13 protein-coding genes are annotated in these 15,278 nt (G+C 60.6%); 8 read left to right on the top strand and 5 right to left on the bottom strand.

Annotation, left to right across the window (positions count from 1 at the left end):
- Positions 1-49 precede the first annotated feature (49 nt).
- Both rpmF and plsX read left to right on the top strand, forming a co-directional pair.
- Entirely contained in the window at positions 50-235 is a 186-nt protein-coding gene (gene rpmF / locus HDF10_RS14250; protein WP_179581146.1) for a 50S ribosomal protein L32, read from the top strand.
- A gap of 33 nt (positions 236-268) precedes the next feature.
- Positions 269-1,273 (top strand): phosphate acyltransferase PlsX, encoded by a 1,005-nt coding sequence (plsX, locus tag HDF10_RS14255; RefSeq protein ID WP_183814500.1) that lies wholly within the window; start codon positions 269-271, stop codon positions 1,271-1,273.
- Between the two features lie 1,060 nt (positions 1,274-2,333).
- On the opposite strand, the gene HDF10_RS14260 is transcribed toward plsX, so the two are convergent.
- The 3 genes from HDF10_RS14260 to HDF10_RS14270 all read right to left on the bottom strand — a co-directional run bounded on the left by HDF10_RS14260 (position 2,334) and on the right by HDF10_RS14270 (position 4,451).
- The gene (locus tag HDF10_RS14260) at positions 2,334-2,756 is read right to left on the bottom strand and encodes a DUF1634 domain-containing protein (RefSeq protein ID WP_183814502.1); all 423 of its coding nucleotides are present in this window, start codon (positions 2,754-2,756) and stop codon (positions 2,334-2,336) included.
- Positions 2,753-3,595, bottom strand: coding sequence for a sulfite exporter TauE/SafE family protein (locus HDF10_RS14265; protein ID WP_183814504.1), 843 nt, complete (start codon positions 3,593-3,595; stop codon positions 2,753-2,755). Before HDF10_RS14265 ends, HDF10_RS14260 begins: the two co-directional genes overlap by 4 nt.
- 220 nt (positions 3,596-3,815) lie before the next feature.
- Positions 3,816-4,451: a thiamine phosphate synthase gene (locus tag HDF10_RS14270; RefSeq protein ID WP_183814506.1), complete on the bottom strand. Its 636-nt coding sequence runs from the start codon at positions 4,449-4,451 to the stop codon at positions 3,816-3,818.
- 165 nt (positions 4,452-4,616) lie between these two features.
- Between HDF10_RS14270 and sthA the strand changes: the two genes are divergently transcribed.
- Entirely contained in the window at positions 4,617-6,017 is a 1,401-nt protein-coding gene (gene sthA / locus HDF10_RS14275; RefSeq protein WP_183814508.1) for a Si-specific NAD(P)(+) transhydrogenase, read from the top strand.
- Between the two features lie 34 nt (positions 6,018-6,051).
- Positions 6,052-6,948: an ROK family protein gene (locus tag HDF10_RS14280; RefSeq protein ID WP_183814510.1), complete on the top strand. Its 897-nt coding sequence runs from the start codon at positions 6,052-6,054 to the stop codon at positions 6,946-6,948.
- Positions 6,949-7,101: 153 nt separating this feature from the next.
- On the opposite strand, the gene mutM is transcribed toward HDF10_RS14280, so the two are convergent.
- The gene (gene mutM, locus HDF10_RS14285) at positions 7,102-7,935 is read right to left on the bottom strand and encodes a bifunctional DNA-formamidopyrimidine glycosylase/DNA-(apurinic or apyrimidinic site) lyase (RefSeq protein WP_183814512.1); all 834 of its coding nucleotides are present in this window, start codon (positions 7,933-7,935) and stop codon (positions 7,102-7,104) included.
- A 195-nt stretch (positions 7,936-8,130) separates the two neighbouring features.
- Here mutM and HDF10_RS14290 point away from each other — a divergent pair, with 195 nt between their 5' ends.
- Complete coding sequence (locus tag HDF10_RS14290) at positions 8,131-8,943, top strand: methyltransferase, TIGR04325 family (protein WP_183814514.1); 813 nt, start codon at positions 8,131-8,133, stop codon at positions 8,941-8,943.
- Positions 8,944-9,117: 174 nt separating this feature from the next.
- The gene (locus HDF10_RS14295) at positions 9,118-10,056 is read left to right on the top strand and encodes a cytochrome D1 domain-containing protein (protein WP_260177885.1); all 939 of its coding nucleotides are present in this window, start codon (positions 9,118-9,120) and stop codon (positions 10,054-10,056) included.
- 156 nt (positions 10,057-10,212) lie between these two features.
- Here the strand turns inward: HDF10_RS14295 and HDF10_RS14300 are convergent, their stop codons facing one another.
- Positions 10,213-12,249, bottom strand: a complete 2,037-nt coding sequence (locus HDF10_RS14300) for a fused MFS/spermidine synthase (RefSeq protein WP_183814518.1) — start codon at positions 12,247-12,249, stop codon at positions 10,213-10,215.
- Between the two features lie 421 nt (positions 12,250-12,670).
- On the opposite strand from HDF10_RS14300, the gene HDF10_RS14305 reads away from it, so the two are divergent.
- Together HDF10_RS14305 and HDF10_RS14310 are read left to right on the top strand one after the other, a co-directional pair.
- Positions 12,671-13,771 (top strand): VWA domain-containing protein, encoded by a 1,101-nt coding sequence (locus HDF10_RS14305; RefSeq protein ID WP_183814635.1) that lies wholly within the window; start codon positions 12,671-12,673, stop codon positions 13,769-13,771.
- Between the two features lie 183 nt (positions 13,772-13,954).
- Positions 13,955-15,265, top strand: coding sequence for an adenylosuccinate synthase (locus HDF10_RS14310; protein ID WP_183814520.1), 1,311 nt, complete (start codon positions 13,955-13,957; stop codon positions 15,263-15,265).
- Positions 15,266-15,278 lie beyond the last annotated feature (13 nt).

Consider the following 15,278-nt stretch of genomic DNA (forward strand, 5'->3'; position numbering starts at 1 on the left):
CTGCGTGTTTTCTGCGTGATTGCCGCGGCCGATTGAAAGGGATACTGCAATGCCTAATCCGAAACGGCGCCACTCCAAGCAACGGACTGCCAAGCGCCGCAGCCACGACTTTTTGACCCCCACCGGCCTCTCCGAGTGCCCCAACTGCCACGAGCGCAAGCTTCCCCATCGTGCCTGCCGCAAGTGCGGTACGTACAAGGGACGCGACGTTCTCGTGACCAAAGAAGCCAACTAACATCTTCCTCTCAAACCCTGCTCTTCCCTGCTGATGCCGACTGACATCGTTGTAGACGCAATGGGTTCCGACAAGGCCCCCGAACCAGAGGTTCGCGGGGCCGTCCTTGCTGCGCGTCAGTATGACGTTCGCGTCCACCTGGTTGGGCCGGAGGATAGGCTTCGTCCGATTCTGCGGCAGGCGCTGCGTGGACAGCGTCTTCCGGTGTTCATCGTGCCTGCCACGGAGTGGATCACGATGGACGACAAGGCCGCTCAGGCGGTCCGTTCCAAGCGGGATTCGACCATGCGGGTGGGTCTGAAGATGGTCCGCGAGGGACGTGCCGCGGGATTCTTTACCGCTGGCAACACCGGCGCGGCGATGGCTACCGCGAAGATGGTTCTGGGGATGCTTTCGGGCGTCGACCGGCCTGCGCTGGCCCAGATTCTGCCGACCGTCCATCGCATTCCCTCGTTGCTGCTGGACGTTGGGGCGAATGTCGACTGCGATCCGGACAATCTGGTCCAGTTTGCCGTGATGGGCCACATGTATGCAAAGAACATCCTGAGGATCCACAACCCTCGCGTTGGCCTTCTCTCGATTGGAGAGGAGGATTCGAAGGGCAATGCTCTGACCCGCGATACGCTGCCGCTGCTGCGCGCTTTGAAGGGGATCAACTTCAAGGGGAACGTCGAGGGTCGCGACCTGTTCAACGGGCACAGCGATGTGGCGGTGTGCGACGGTTTTGTCGGGAATGTGGCGCTGAAGTCGATTGAGGGGACGGCCCATTTGCTGAGTGCGTCGTTGCGCGAGTCGTTGAAGTCCACGGTGACCTCTCAGGTGGGGGCGCTGCTGTCGCGCCGGGCCTTTGCCGAGTTCAAGAAGAGACTGGATTACTCGGAGTACGGCGGTGCGGTGCTGCTGGGCGTGCGGGGTGTTTGCATCGTAGGCCATGGGTCGTCGAATGAGAAGGCGATCATGAACGGCGTGCGTGTGGCCGCGGAGTTTGCCCAGGCTGAGGTGAACTCCGGCATTGAAGCGGCACTGCTTCCTTCCTAGTTTCATTGCCTAACTGCCACTTACCCCCCCCCCCCCCATTACCCGCGTGTAAGTCTTTTGTTATTAATGGTTTAGACGGATGTAGTGTCTGTAAATTAGTCAAACCAAAAGAGATGCGTGCAGATTCTTGAAATCAAACGAGTTAGCGGAAATTGCTGAATTGCCGATTGCAAATAAAAAGGCCCCGGTAAACTGCCGAGGCCTTCTCTTTGCTCTGTACTTATTATATCGGGTTGAAGATAACTCATACGCCACGCGATTGTGCTGGATTGGCGCGGGTTTTCGTGTGGAGGGGGCTTGACAGGATTCGGACGGTTTCGGATAGCCCATCAGTCAACACAAGCGCGTTTCTCGCTATCCTCAAGGAGGCTGAATGCGGCACCTGCTTGTTGGGCCTCTATGCCGCGCGTCGGTCGTGGGTCACGCTCAGGCCGGTAAAAGCCCAGCCGTGCGGTAGCTATCAATTAAAGCGTCATAGAGCGAGATGTCCGAGCGGCTCCTCGCCACGAGTTGAGCGCCGGCGACGGCAGCGAAGATGGCGCGAGCCCGCGGTTCGTTCTCCTCGGAGCTGACCATGTTCGCTGCGGATAATACCTTGCTCAGCCACGCCACATTGACATCGGCGAAGGTCTGGACCTCTTTTTTTACCGGTTCCGGCAGGTGTCGAGGCGATCGACCGAACTCTCTCTAAGAACATCTTTCACGATAGAGCCGAATACCCCCACTGATGTCCTCATAAGCCGGCTTGTCTTCATTGACGATTGCTCGAGATAAGCGCGTTTCTCAGTAGGGGAGAGAGTCAGCGAGGCTGCGGTAGCAGAGGGTCTGCGGTGGCTTTGAGCAAAGTCTCGCGTGCGTCTTCCACGGAGACAGGCGGGGGCGGGGGCGGAGGCTCGGGCGCGGCAGTGTTGACTCGGGGAACAACCCATCTCTCACTTGGCGCCCAACGCAGATTGGCTTACTTGCCGATCTCGATCAGGCAGACCACTTCAAAGCCTGAGTGTGCGGACCAATGCGCGGAAGAAACTTGTTCAGGGATGGGCTCGCTTGGGCTTGCGAGTTAGTGGAAGAGGCTGAGGAGCAGGATGGCGAGGACGGCGAGACTGACGATGGTGTAGAGGCGGTCGCGCTCGATGGCGAAGCCGATGACCGCGAAGGCTACGCGGGCTACCGGAGTGGCGATGAGCAGGAGGATTCCGACCTGGATGATGGCTGCGGCGTCTCCCCTGGCCAGCAGAGGGAGAAGGTGCGAGGGGTGGAGAAGGTTGGCGGATTCGCTGGAAAAGACGCGGTAGTTTGCCGGCTGGTTGTGGTGCGCGATGAGGAAGACGGCTCCTCCTACGAGAACCGTGGCGGAGGCGAGGAGGACGCCGGTTTGCAGGAGTCGTCCGATGATGATCTCCATGCGATGGTCGTCGAATGGCTGGCTGGAGGGGTTCGAAGGGGCTGGGTTGTTCTGGTCTTTGGTCGTGTCTTTGGTCATGATCGGCCCAGCCAGCCGTTGACAATCATCTCCACGCCGAGTGCGAGGATGACGAATGTGAAGATGGTGCGCAGCAGGGAGACCTGCGCTTTGACGAGGAGGCGCGCACCGAGCAGCGAGCCGCCGAGGACGCCGAGCATGACGGGAAAGGCGAGGCCGGGGTTGATGTAGCCGCGCTGGAGGTAGATGCCGGCGCTGGCGGCTGCGGTGACGCCGATCATGAAGTTGCTGGTGGTGGTGGAGACCTTGAACGGGATGCGCATGATGCGGTCCATGGCGAGGACTTTGACTGCGCCGGAGCCGATGCCGAGGAGGCCGGAGAGGGTGCCGGCTCCGAACATGGTGGCGAAGCCTGCGGGGATGCGGTCGACGGTGTAGGCGCATTGGCCGCCGTTTGCACCGGGGTAGGAGCCGGACATGCGGAGACGGTCGGACCAGGGATTTCTTGCGTGAGGAGTGGTCTCGGGGTGACGGGTCTGTTGCCAGGAGAGCCATGCCGAGTAGAGCAGGACTAAGCCAAAGATAATCGCGAGGGCGTGGGTGGGGACGTGCGTCGCGAGGAAGGCTCCGAAGACCGCTCCGATGGTGGTGGCCACCTCCAGAAACATGCCGATGCGGATGTTGGAGAAGCCTTCGCGGACGTAGGCCGCTGCGGCTCCTGAGGAGGTGGCGATGACGGAGATGAGGGAGGCGCCGATGGCGTAGCGGATGTCGACGTGGAAGACCAGGGTGAGAAGGGGGACGAGGACGACGCCGCCGCCGAGACCGGTGAGGGCTCCGAGAAGGCCGGCCGCCAGGGAGCCTGCGAAGACCAGCGAGGTGAAGAGGGCAAGCGGCATTCGGGTGTGACGATTATGGCATGGTCTTGCCGGACGGGCGCCCTGCGCGGGCGGCGGGCGTTCACACGCCGTTTTAGAGCTTCGCGTGGTCCTCCCGTTGGTCGGAATCAATCTTCCTTCGCGACCATCGGGAGCGCCAACCGAAGGGGTATACAAGTCACGAAGTGACCGCCCCACGCGTAGTGGGCCCGTCCGGCAGGACAGTCCTCTGGACAGATCTTTAAGAGCGATGGAAGAGGCGGATTCCGGCGACTCCGGCTGCGCCAGCCGCCAGGCATTCGGGCGTGTTCTGGAGGGTGACTGCGCCGAGGGCGAAGATTGGGATTGAGGTTGCGGCAATGCAGGCAGCGCGGAGCTGGTCGAGACCCTGACCGGGGAGGTTTTGGCCGTCGGCGAGGTGCTTCTCGAAGACTGGGGCGTAGAGGATGGCGTCTGCCTGTTCGCGGCGGGCGCGATGGACTTCGGTGAGGCTGTGGCAGGAGAGAGTGATTAGGGGTTTGGGACGTCCGGCGGAGAGGAAGAGGTCGCGGATTTGGGTGGGGGAGAGCTCGTTGGGCGAGGCGGTGAGATGGACACCGTGGGCGCCGGTGGCCAGGGCGATGTCGGGGCGGGAGTTTATCAGGAGTCGCGTCGGGCTGGCGGCCAAGGCTATATTCTCAAGCAGGTTCCGGGTGAGGGTCGCGAGCGTGGCTGCGGGAAGGTCTTTTTCTCTTAGCTGGATAAAGTCGATGCCTTCGTCGATCCATCGGGAAGCTTCGTGGAGGAGGGCGGCTTGTTTTTCCTGCTCGTTGCCGGGATAGAGCGCGCGGCTGGTGATGGCGTAGCGAAGCATGGTGAAATCAGTGTATGGTGCCAAGGGCCACCAGGTGGAGTCTGTGATGTTGGTGTGGTAGTTTCAAGGCAGTAAGGCGAACACGCACACAGTCAAGCAACTGGCCCCTCACGATCGCCACTCGAGGGGCCGATAACGGGACAAGAGCCGCCAAGACGACGGAGTGGATGTCCATGAGTATGTGCCAATATGAGTAGTAGTGTTTACGATCTGATCGTCATCGGGTCCGGGCCGGCCGGGCAGCGTGCTGCAATTTACGCTTCCAAGCTGGGCAAGAAGGTCGCACTGGTGGAGATGCGTGAGGTGGTCGGCGGGGCCTGCATCAGCACCGGCACCATTCCTTCAAAGACCATGCGCGAGGCTGTTCTTCACCTCTCGGGATACAACTACAAGTCCATCTATGGGATGAACTACCGGGTGAAGGAACGGATCACGATGGCGGACCTGGCGTTCCGGGTGCAGCACGTGATCAAGACCGAGATCGACGTGACCGAGGCGCAGCTCTCGCGCAATAACATCGAGATGCTGGTGGGTGTGGCGAGCTTTGAAGACGCGACGCACGTGAAGGTGACGAACTCGCGCGGCTCGACGGTGTATGAGGCGAACAATATCCTGATCGGAACCGGAACCAAGCCGGCGTCGTCGCCGAAGGTGCCGATCAACGGGCGCAGCATCATCAACTCGGACCTGGTGCTGGAGTTGGTGAACCTGCCGAAGACGATGATTATCGTCGGCGGTGGCGTGATTGGCGTGGAGTACACCTGTATGTTCTCAGCCCTCGGAGTGCGGGTGACGCTGATTGAGCGGAGGCCGCGGCTGCTGGAATTTGCCGACCAGGAGATCATCGAGGCGCTGAGCTACCATCTGCGGGACTCGCGGGTGACGATGCGGCTGAACGAAGAGGTGGAGTCGGTTGAAGAGATGCCGGACGGAACCGTCGTGGCGAATCTCGAGAGCAAGAAAAAGGTTCAGGGCGATGCGCTGCTGTACGCGGTTGGCCGCCAGGGCAATGTGGATGAGCTAAACCTGGCCGCTGTGGGCATTGAGTCGGACTCGCGCGGTCGTATTCCGGTGGATAAGGACTTCAGGACGAAGGTGCCGACGATCTTTGCTGTGGGCGATGTGATTGGATTTCCTTCGCTGGCTTCGGTGTCGATGGAGCAGGGTCGCGTGGCGGCTGCTCGGGCCTTCGGGGACGAGAAGATCCTGTCGAACCCCGGGCTCTATCCGTACGGGATTTATACGATTCCGGAGATCAGCTTTATCGGTAAGACGGAAGAACAGCTGACCGAGGAGGATGTGCCGTACGAGGTTGGCGTGGCCTACTATCGCGAGATTGCGCGCGGCCAGATTCGCGGCGATACGACGGGCCGGCTCAAGATCATCTTTCACCGGATGAACCACGCGATCCTCGGAGTTCACATCATCGGCGAGGGCGCGAGCGAGCTGCTGCACATCGGCCAGGCGGTGATGGCACTGGGCGGAACACTGGATTATTTCGTGGATACGGTCTTCAACTATCCAACTCTCGCAGAATGTTATAAAGTTGCGGCTTTCAACGGGTTGAACCGCGTCAGCAAATTTGAGTAGAAACGCGGCACCCGAGGACGAGGCGGACAGCGTAATGGCAAAGACAATCGGGGTAATACTTTCGGAGCGGATCTCGGCCGGCTTGGTCGTGGATCGCAAGCTTGTAGGACCGGTACGACGTTTTCCTGAAGATCACGACGACGAAGATGCGTTGGTGGAGCAGCACACCGAAGCTCTGGTGGAGACGATCGCAAATCAGGTACTCCTGGCAGCAGATGGCGCGAAGGACATCACGGCGATCGGAGTAGCGTTGCCGGGTTTGGTGAAGGACGGCGTGGTGGCAGAGGCACCGAACCTGCCGCAGCTCAAGGGCGCGAAGATTCAGGAGCTGCTGATTGCGCAGATGCGCAACCATGGATTCAACGTTTCGGTGACAGCGGTGAACGATGCCGATGGAATGGCTGCGGGGCTGGCTTCGATGCACGGCAAGCTGGACAGCATGATCCGGGTCTGGACGCTGGGCGTCGGAATCGGCTATGGGCGTTATCCCTTCGCTCCCGGCGTGTGGGAGGGCGGCCACACGGTGGTGACGCTCGACGAGAAAGAGCGCTTCTGCGGATGCGGCGGGCGCGGGCATATGGAGGGGATCATGGGGCATCGTGCAATGCGCCTGCGCTTCCTCGACATGGAGCCGGAAGAGGTCTTCGAGGCGGCCAAACAGGGCGATGCTCGCTGCCTCGATTTCAAACGGCTCTGGCATAAGGCTCTGGCCGCAGCGTCGGCGACCACGATTCATATGGCGGGGCCGGGGAAGATCTTCATCGCGGGGTTCAATACTCGGTTTCTCGATATGTCCATGGTGAAGGATTATCTGCAGCAGATGGTGAAGATGAGTCCGCTGCAGGGGTATTCGCTGGAGATCGTCGACGATACGCCTGAGGTGCGGGTGATCGGCGCTGCTGTCTCGGCCGAGCTGGCCGCCACTCGGTAATAAGAGCGACGACCACGGATTGCAAGGATAAGAACGGATCAACTGCAAGAGCGATAAACGGATAACGCCCAAGTTTGGTGCGCACTACTTCGTTGCTCTTAATCCCTCATTGTTCTTGATCCGTGATGATCTGTGTGAATCCGTGGTCGAACGCTACTTTTGGCATGTGGGGCAGAAGTGTGTGCTGCGGCCACCGATGACGACACGCTTGATGGGTGTACCGCAGATAAGGCACGGCCGGCCAGTGCGCGAGTAGGCGTGGTGGTGCAGCTGGAAGAAGCCTGCGACTCCGTCGGCATCGACGTAATCTGAGACGGAGGACCCGCCCAGCTTGATCGCCTCGGTGAGTACCTTGATCAGCGCTGCGTGGAGACGCGTCAGTTCGGCGCGGGTGAGACGGCCGGCATGGCGTGTGGGGCGAATGCCGGCGTGGAAGAGGCTCTCGTCGGCGTAGATATTGCCGACTCCGTGGAGAAGCGACTGATTCAGCAGCGCAGCTTTGATCGGGGTCTTACGGCCACGAAAGAGCGCGATAAAGTCCTCAAGCCCGATGGTGATGGGTTCGGCGCCGGGGCCGGCGTATCTTTCTTCGGGGCTGGCGGCTTCGACCACGGACAGCCGGCCGAAGCGGCGGGCATCGACGAAGCGAAGCTCCTTTCCGCTACTCAGGGTCAGGATGGCGTGCGTATGGGGTGGAATCGGCGTGTCGGCCGTTGAGACGAGCAGGCGGCCGGTCATGCCGAGGTGGACGAGGAACTGCGCGGAACTTTTCGTGTTCTCTCTGGAGCGACTCAGATCGACGACGATCGTCTTGCCGATGCGGTGAACGCGGTCGATGCGGCTGCCGGTGAGAGCTTCGACGATCTCGTCGGGCGAGGATTTGAAGGTCTGGGGCTTGTTGCTGGTCCAGACCGAGCGGACGGTTTGGCCGTGGATTCTGGCGTGAACGCCATTTGCGACGGTCTCGACTTCAGGGAGTTCGGGCATTGTTCCTGTAAGTATAGGAGGGTGGGCGGTTACCGGGTAGGGCGCAACAAAATGCACAGCAATCAGCGTACCTTTTGCAGGTTCGCATGTCATTACCCAACAAAATTAACATGATATTAACAATAAACGTCAGGATTCGGCCCCGAAACGGCCTATATTTGAGTTCCTCCCCCAAATACAACCGGATGGAATGCCATGACCATGACGGGTGCTCTGACACGTTTGAACCTTTCAACCCTTCCGGGGTACAAGAAGCTGCGACAGTCCGGCGTCCTGGATTTCGTGGTCGGCAAAGAGTTCGGACACTATCGCGGGCGATTCAGCACCAGCGAAGAGGCGACGAATTCTCTTCCGCCTTCGCGCCGCGCAACCTATGACAATGAATCGCTGGTCTCGATCGGAATCGAATCGTACTCGACCATTCACCCGTTTGACTGGCCAATACTGACTTTCTGTCAGAAGCTGATGCGGGAGAACCATCTGCATGCCGTGACCGATTTTGGCGGTCATATCGGCGTGAAGTTCTACGCGTTTCGAGACATGCTCGATCTTCCCGATGACTTTCGCTGGCAGATTGTTGATGTGCCGGCGATGGTGAGGGAGGGGCGGCGGCGCGTGCCTCCAGAGGTGCACTCGTTGTGCTTCTACGAGCACGTCGAAGAGACCCAGGCGTGTGATGCGCTGTTGTGCTCGGGGAGCCTGCAGTATGTGGACTGGTCGATTGAAGAGCTCATCGAGCGGTTGCCGCGGAGGCCGTACATGATCTTTTTGAATAAAGTGCCTGTCTCGGCCAGTGAAGGGTTCTTCACGCTGGAGACGTTTGTCAAGACGTTGCCATGCCGCATCTTCGGGCCGAACGAGCTCGAGTCGGCCCGTCAGCATCTGGGCTACAAGCTTGCCGCGAGCTGGCCCATACCCAACCGCGACTTTGTTGTGCTCTCTTCAAAGGGAATGGAGAAGGTGCAGATGGTGGGGGAGGCCTGGATGCTGCAGACCAGCAACGCATGAAGCAGCTTTCTGTGGATGCGTTGATGGTTGCGCACCGGCATGCGGGTACACTGCGTCATTCTTGTTCGGCGAGGCTATACTGATCGCCTTATGAAGAAGATATCTTTCTCGCGTTGCATGATGGGCTGCGCTTTACTGAGCTTGGCCGGGGCTGTCGCGTTCTCTCAGAGCAGCATGGAAAAAGATGGTCGCCCGCTGCTGCTGGTGGTGAACCAGGGCGATCGTAATCTGAGCCTGATCGATCCCGGCGCCGGCAAGCAGATGGCTGCGGTGATGGTGGACGGGGTGACCGGCCATGAGGTGGCGGCTTCCCCCGATGGAACGACGGCGTATGTGCCGATCTATGGCAGTGCCGGGGTGGGCAAGCCGGGTACGGACGGAAGCAAGATCTCTGTGATCGATCTTGCCAGCCGCAAGATTGTCCACACGATCGACTTCGGGCATGGCGTGCGGCCGCACTGCGTAATCTACGACAAAAACAGCGGGATGCTGTACGTGACGACGGAGCTGGATAAGACGATCAGCATCATCGACCCGAAGACGTTGAAGATTGTCGGCAGCGTGCCTACGGGGCAGGAGCAGTCGCACATGCTGGCGCTGTCGCGCGATGGCTCGCGGGGGTACACGGCGAACGTGGGACCGGGCACGGTATCGGTTCTGGATATGAAAGCGCGCAAGACGCTGGCGATTATTCCAGTCTCGACCGATACGCAGAGGATTGCGATCTCGCGCGACGACAGTATGGTGTTCACGGCGGACCAGACCAAGCCGCAGCTCGCGGTGATCGATACCGCGACCAATAAGGTGAAGACGTGGATTCCGCTGCCGAGTGTCGGATACGGAACGGCGACGACCCTCGATGGGCGATGGTTGCTGGTGGCGTTGCGAACGACGCATCAGGTGGCGGTGGTCGATCTGAGTTCGATGCAGGTGGTGCGTACGATAGACGTCGCGGAGGGGCCGACGGAGATCCTGATGAACCCCGATGGCAAGTCTGCGTTTGTCTCCTGCTTCAGAAGCAAGCAGGTGGCGGAGATCGATCTGGGGCAGTGGAAGATGGCGCGGTTGATCGATGCGGGGGATGCGGCGGACGGCCTGGCGTGGGCGAAGTAGCCCACTTCGTGGGGTGTATACCGGCTTCGCCATGAGCCTTCCTTTGGTCGGCGGAAGATGGTAACGCGACCAACGGGAGCACCAACCGAAGGGGTACACACGTCACGAAGTGACCGCACTCCGCGCAGGAGGCCCGTCCGGCAGGACAACTCAGCTCTATTGATGCGATAGTTGAAGTATGGGTAGGATGCTGGAGTAGTCGTCGGTCCAGGTGTGGAGACGTGCGTCGGTGGGGACGGCGCTGGCAGCGGCGGCGAGCTCTGGTTGATCGAAGAAGGTGGGGCTCGAGGTGAGCAGAATCCAGGTGGCGCGATAGGCTCCGAGCGAGTCGTCGGGCTGGCTTTCGATCAGCTTTGCCTTCATGTTGGCGGCGCGGGCGAGCTGTGCGATCTCGGGTGCGAGGTTGAGGTATTGGTTGGAGACGTGGAAGGCCAGGATGCCGTTGGGCGCGAGATGTTTTTTGTAGAGGGCGATTGCCTCGATGGTGAGCAGGTGGAGAGGGATTGCATCGCCGGAGAAGGCGTCGATGGCGATAACGTCGAAGTTTTGTCGAGACTCTTGCGTCAGGGAGGTGCGCGCATCGCCGTCGGCAAAGGTGATCTGCGCGGGTGAGTCTCGCAGGTAGGTGAAGAGGTTCTGTGCGATGGGGCGCACGAGCGGGTTGATCTCGTAGAAGCGGATGCTGTCGTTGGCGGTGCCGTAGGTTGCGATGGTTCCGGTGCCTAGTCCGATGACCGCGATGTTTCTGGGCCGCGACCCGCAGCAGTAGTGGAGCGAGAGTCCGATGCCGGAGTTGTCGGCGTAGTAGGTGGTGGGGGTGCGGGTGAGCCCCGGGGCGAAGAGCTGCGTGCCGTGCTGGATGGTGCCGTTGAGCAGCATGCGCTCGGTGCCGCCGTGCGGGCCGACCATCTGCTTGACGCGGAGGGTTCCGTAGAAGTTGCGGACCTCGAGTATCGCCTCACGGGCGTAGGCGGTGTGCAGCATGATGGCGAAGAAGAGCAGCAACAGGGCGGCGGTGGACCAAAGTAGACGCTGTGGCCAGCCGTCGCTCCACGTGACGATGATGGCGAGCGCAGCAGTGACGAAGAACGAGATTGCGAGATCGTAGTTGGCCGAGAAGATAATTGGGCTAGCGATGCCGATGAAGAAGGTTCCAGCTGCTCCTCCTGCGGCGATCAACAGGTAGAAGAGCGTGGTCTCTGTGGGGCGGTCGGGGCGCAGGGCGTAGGTCTCCGCGTGGCAGAAGAGTCCGGCGAGGAAGCACTCTGCGAGGAAGAAGAGGATGGCGATGCCGATGGGAAGGCTCACATCGGTCTTCGAGATGGCGTAGCCGAGGCCGGCCAGCATGACGACCAGAAGACGCACCACGATGCCGCGGCGGTAGAGCGCGGGAGACTCGAAGGCGAGGATGAAGGTGAGCAGATAGATGGCGAGCGGCAGCATCCAGAGGAGCGGGATCGCGGCGATGTTGACGGTGAGGTGGCTGGTGACTGCGCTGAGCTGCATCGCGGCGGCCATGGGGAGAAGGAACCAGAGCCACTTTGCCCTGGCGGGAGCGGGGGCTGGAGCTTGTGTTTCTTCAATCGTGCCTGTCGGAGCAGGTGCGGGCAGTTGGCGCGTGATGGTCGCGCAAAGAGCCGCGTAGAGGAGGAAGCCGAACGACCAGAGACTCCGTTGGAGTTTCAGGGTGAGGTGTGGCTCGACGACGAAGGGGTAGGCGATGAGAGCGAGAAGAGAGCCGAAGTTCGAGAGTGCGAAGAGGCGGTAGGGGATGTTGCCGCCCCTGGCGCGCTGGAGCCAGACCTGCAGCAGGGGGCTAGTCGCACTGAGTAAGAGGAACGGCAGGCCAATGGTGAAGGCAAGCGTCGAGAAGATGGTGGTGACAGGGTGGCCAACGCCTTGGACGGATTCTGCGGGGACGATTTTTTGCGCGATCAGCAGCACCGCCGCGGCGACGAGCGTGACCAGATAGACGTGCCGGCGCCAGGTGGTGGCCTGGCAGCGCGTGATCCAGTGAGCGTAGAGGTAGCCGAGCAACAGTGTGATCTGGAAGAAGACCAGGCATGTCAGCCACACCGCGGAGGAGCCGCCAAGCACAGGCAGCAGTTGCTTCGCGGCCATCGGCTCAACCAGAAAGAGAAGGAACGCGCCGAGGAAGATGGTGGTGCCGTAGAGCAGGCGTGATGCTGGCATGTTGGGCCCTAAAAACATTCCTGATACGTTTTGAGTTGAAGCTGAGCGCTGTCGCTTCGTACCAGATCTTCGACGACCGAAGCACAGGAGGAGGATATCGAGAGAGTCGCATCCTGCGCTATCAAAAAGGCCCGGCGGAGGTTTTTGAGGACGCCGTCGCATCTCAGAAGCTGTCCAGAGACTGTCCTGCCGGACGGGCCTGCTGCGCGTGGGGCGGTCACCTCGTGACGTGTATACCGCTTCGCCCGGTCCTCCCGTTGGTCGGAGGAGAAGTTTGCTGAAACTACCCGGCTCGCTGCTGCGTCTTCCTGTGAGGGTCGAAGATTGACCGCTGTGATCGACAGTTGCGCTTTGTTTCATCCTGCAGCTTTATCCCGCAGGCCGCACGACCGCAAGGAGAGAGGTCTTTGAGGTGGAAGTGATGAGTGCGTTGAATCGGGTCCCGCTGGTTCTGTTCTGTCTTTTGTGTCTTTCTCTCACGGCATTCTCCCAGCAGCAGGCAGCGCCCACGCCGCCGCGAGCGGACCAGTTGTCAGCGGCCTCTGCGCCAATCTCCGAGGTGCGAGACTCTAACCTGGTGCTGGATGTTGTGGTGACGGATCGGTCGGGAGAGCCTAGAGCCGGTCTCACGCAGAATGACTTTGTCGTGCGCGACAACAGCCAAATCCGAAAGATCCTTTCGTTTCGCGCGGTCGATAGCGCTGCCCCAGCCGAGCCTCCGGTGAAGGTCATCCTCCTGGTGGATGAGGTGAATACTTCGTTCACCCGCGTGGCGTATGAGCGCGACCAGCTTAAGAAGTTTCTTCTGCAAAACGGCGGGCAGCTAGCCCACCCTGTATCGCTGGCCTTCTTCAGCGACACGGGGACGGAGATGCAGCGTGGCTCCTCAAGTGACGGAAATGCGCTGCTGGCTGACTTCGATCAGCATGCCACGAAGCTGCGAACGATACGACGCTCGGCAGGTTTTTACGGCGCGGAGGAGCGCTTCGACCTCTCCCTCAAGGCGATAAATATGCTTGCCGCCACGGAGTCGAAGGAGCCGGGACGGAAGATGATCATCTGGATAAGCCCGGGCTGGCCGATGCTCAGCGGACCGAATATTACGCTGAGTGCGCGGGAGGAGCAGGGGCTGTTTTCGTCGATCGTCTATCTCTCCACGGCCCTCCGGCAGGCTCGGATCACACTCTACAGCATCGATCCGCTGGGCGTGGAAGATGCTGCTACGAACCGCCTCTTTTACTACGAGGAGTTTCTGAAGCCGGTATCGAAGTCACAGGGGGCGCAGGCGGGCAATCTGGCGTTGCAGGTTCTGGCGAGGCAGAGCGGCGGGCAGGCACTCAACTCCAGCAACGACATCACGCAGCAGATCAGTCGCTGTGTTGCGGAGGCGGACGCGTTTTACACGCTCACCGTGGAACCGGCGCCGTCGGACCGGCCAAACCAGTCTCACTCGGTCGCGGTCAGTGTTGAAACTCCGGGAATGACGGCAAGGACGAGGAACCTGTACTACGGTCAGCCGTGAAGGCCGGGCGGGTGGGCTCTTTTTGGCCACTGTTCCGGGTGTAGAACGACGAGGGCGGCGACGCAAAACGCCGAAGCCAGCGACGCTATATGATAGATAGCAGCGCGCATTTGCCGTTTGCGGTGCGCGTCTTCGGTCTTCCGGTCTTGCGGCCAACAACCATCCTTGGAGAACACATCCGTCGTGAATCAACGCAAATCAGCGGTTATTTTGGGTGCCCAGTGGGGCGATGAGGGCAAAGGCAAGATCGTCGACGTGCTTTCGGAGAAGTTCTCCGTGGTGGCGCGCTATGCAGGCGGCCACAATGCCGGCCATACGGTCATCATCAAGGGCAAAAAATTCGTTCTGCAGCTGATTCCATGCGGTGTTCTGCGGCCGGAGTGCAAGGGCGTCATAGGCAACGGCGTTGTTCTGGATCCCATGGCGTTTTTGAGTGAAGTCAAGAAGTTGAAGGACGCGGGTCTGCCGGTCGACGGTCAGCTCTTCGTCTCGAACCGTGCGCAGGTGATTCTGCCCTACCACCGGATGATCGAGCTGGCGGCCGAGAATGCGCCCGGACGCACGAAGATTGGAACGACCAGCCGCGGCATCGGCCCGGCCTATGAAGACAAGATGCATCGCAGTGGCCTGCGGGTGGTGGACCTGCTGAACTCGGCGCTGTTGCGGACGCACATCGAGAACGCCTGCCACGAGAAGAACACGATTGCTCATGCGTTGTTCGGCACCGAGCCGCTGGACCCCAAGACGATGTACGAGGAGTACTCGCGCGCAGCCGAGCAGATTGCACCCTTTGTGACCGATACGGCCGTCATGCTGAACCACGAGATCGACAACGGCGGAAAGGTCATGTTCGAAGGGGCGCAGGGCGCGTTGCTGGATATCGACCACGGAACCTATCCCTTCGTGACCTCCTCCTCCTCCACGGCGGGCGGAGCGGTGACCGGGACCGGAGTTGGGCCTACGAGAATCGGCAGCGTCATCGGCGTCACCAAGGCCTACGTGACGCGGGTGGGCGAGGGGCCTTTCCCGACGGAGATTCACGATTCGACCAGCGATCTGATCCGTGCTCGCGGTCAGGAGTATGGGGCTGTGACCGGTCGACCGCGACGCTGCGGCTGGCTCGACCTGCCTCTGCTGCGCTACAGCAACATGATCAACGGGACCGAGTGGCTGGTCGTCACCAAGATGGATGTGATGGACGAGTGCGCCGAGATCCCGGTCTGCACCGGCTACAAGGTCAACGGCAAGCTGACCGATCTGATTCCCGCGGATATGCCGGGCTACAACGCCATCGAGCCGGTCTACACCAAGCTCAAGGGCTGGAACAGCTCGACCGAGGGGATCACCGAGTTCGACAAGCTGCCGCCGCTGGCGCAGGATTATCTGAAATTTATTGAGAAGGAGTCCGGGGCGAAGATTGGCATGGTCTCCACCGGCCCGGACCGCGACCAGACCATGAGCCTGCCGGCATTTGAAGACGCGTTGAAGGCGTAGAGGAAAAGGCGAT

The sequence above is a fragment of the Tunturiibacter empetritectus genome (genome assembly GCF_014201375.1).
Lineage (GTDB): Bacteria > Acidobacteriota > Terriglobia > Terriglobales > Acidobacteriaceae > Edaphobacter > Edaphobacter lichenicola_D.

What these genes read in the sequence shown, in the direction of transcription:
- mutM (WP_183814512.1), bottom strand. Translation starts at nt 7,935, where the DNA reads ATGCCCGAACTCCCTGAAGTCGAGACCGTCGCAAATGGCGTTCACGCC.
- rpmF (WP_179581146.1), top strand. Translation starts at nt 50, where the DNA reads ATGCCTAATCCGAAACGGCGCCACTCCAAGCAACGGACTGCCAAGCGC.
- HDF10_RS14260 (WP_183814502.1), bottom strand. Translation starts at nt 2,756, where the DNA reads ATGACCAAAGACACGACCAAAGACCAGAACAACCCAGCCCCTTCGAAC.
- HDF10_RS14305 (WP_183814635.1), top strand. Translation starts at nt 12,671, where the DNA reads ATGAGTGCGTTGAATCGGGTCCCGCTGGTTCTGTTCTGTCTTTTGTGT.
- plsX (WP_183814500.1), top strand. Translation starts at nt 269, where the DNA reads ATGCCGACTGACATCGTTGTAGACGCAATGGGTTCCGACAAGGCCCCC.
- sthA (WP_183814508.1), top strand. Translation starts at nt 4,617, where the DNA reads ATGAGTAGTAGTGTTTACGATCTGATCGTCATCGGGTCCGGGCCGGCC.
- HDF10_RS14290 (WP_183814514.1), top strand. Translation starts at nt 8,131, where the DNA reads ATGACCATGACGGGTGCTCTGACACGTTTGAACCTTTCAACCCTTCCG.
- HDF10_RS14295 (WP_260177885.1), top strand. Translation starts at nt 9,118, where the DNA reads ATGGAAAAAGATGGTCGCCCGCTGCTGCTGGTGGTGAACCAGGGCGAT.
- HDF10_RS14280 (WP_183814510.1), top strand. Translation starts at nt 6,052, where the DNA reads ATGGCAAAGACAATCGGGGTAATACTTTCGGAGCGGATCTCGGCCGGC.
- HDF10_RS14300 (WP_183814518.1), bottom strand. Translation starts at nt 12,249, where the DNA reads ATGCCAGCATCACGCCTGCTCTACGGCACCACCATCTTCCTCGGCGCG.
- HDF10_RS14265 (WP_183814504.1), bottom strand. Translation starts at nt 3,595, where the DNA reads ATGCCGCTTGCCCTCTTCACCTCGCTGGTCTTCGCAGGCTCCCTGGCG.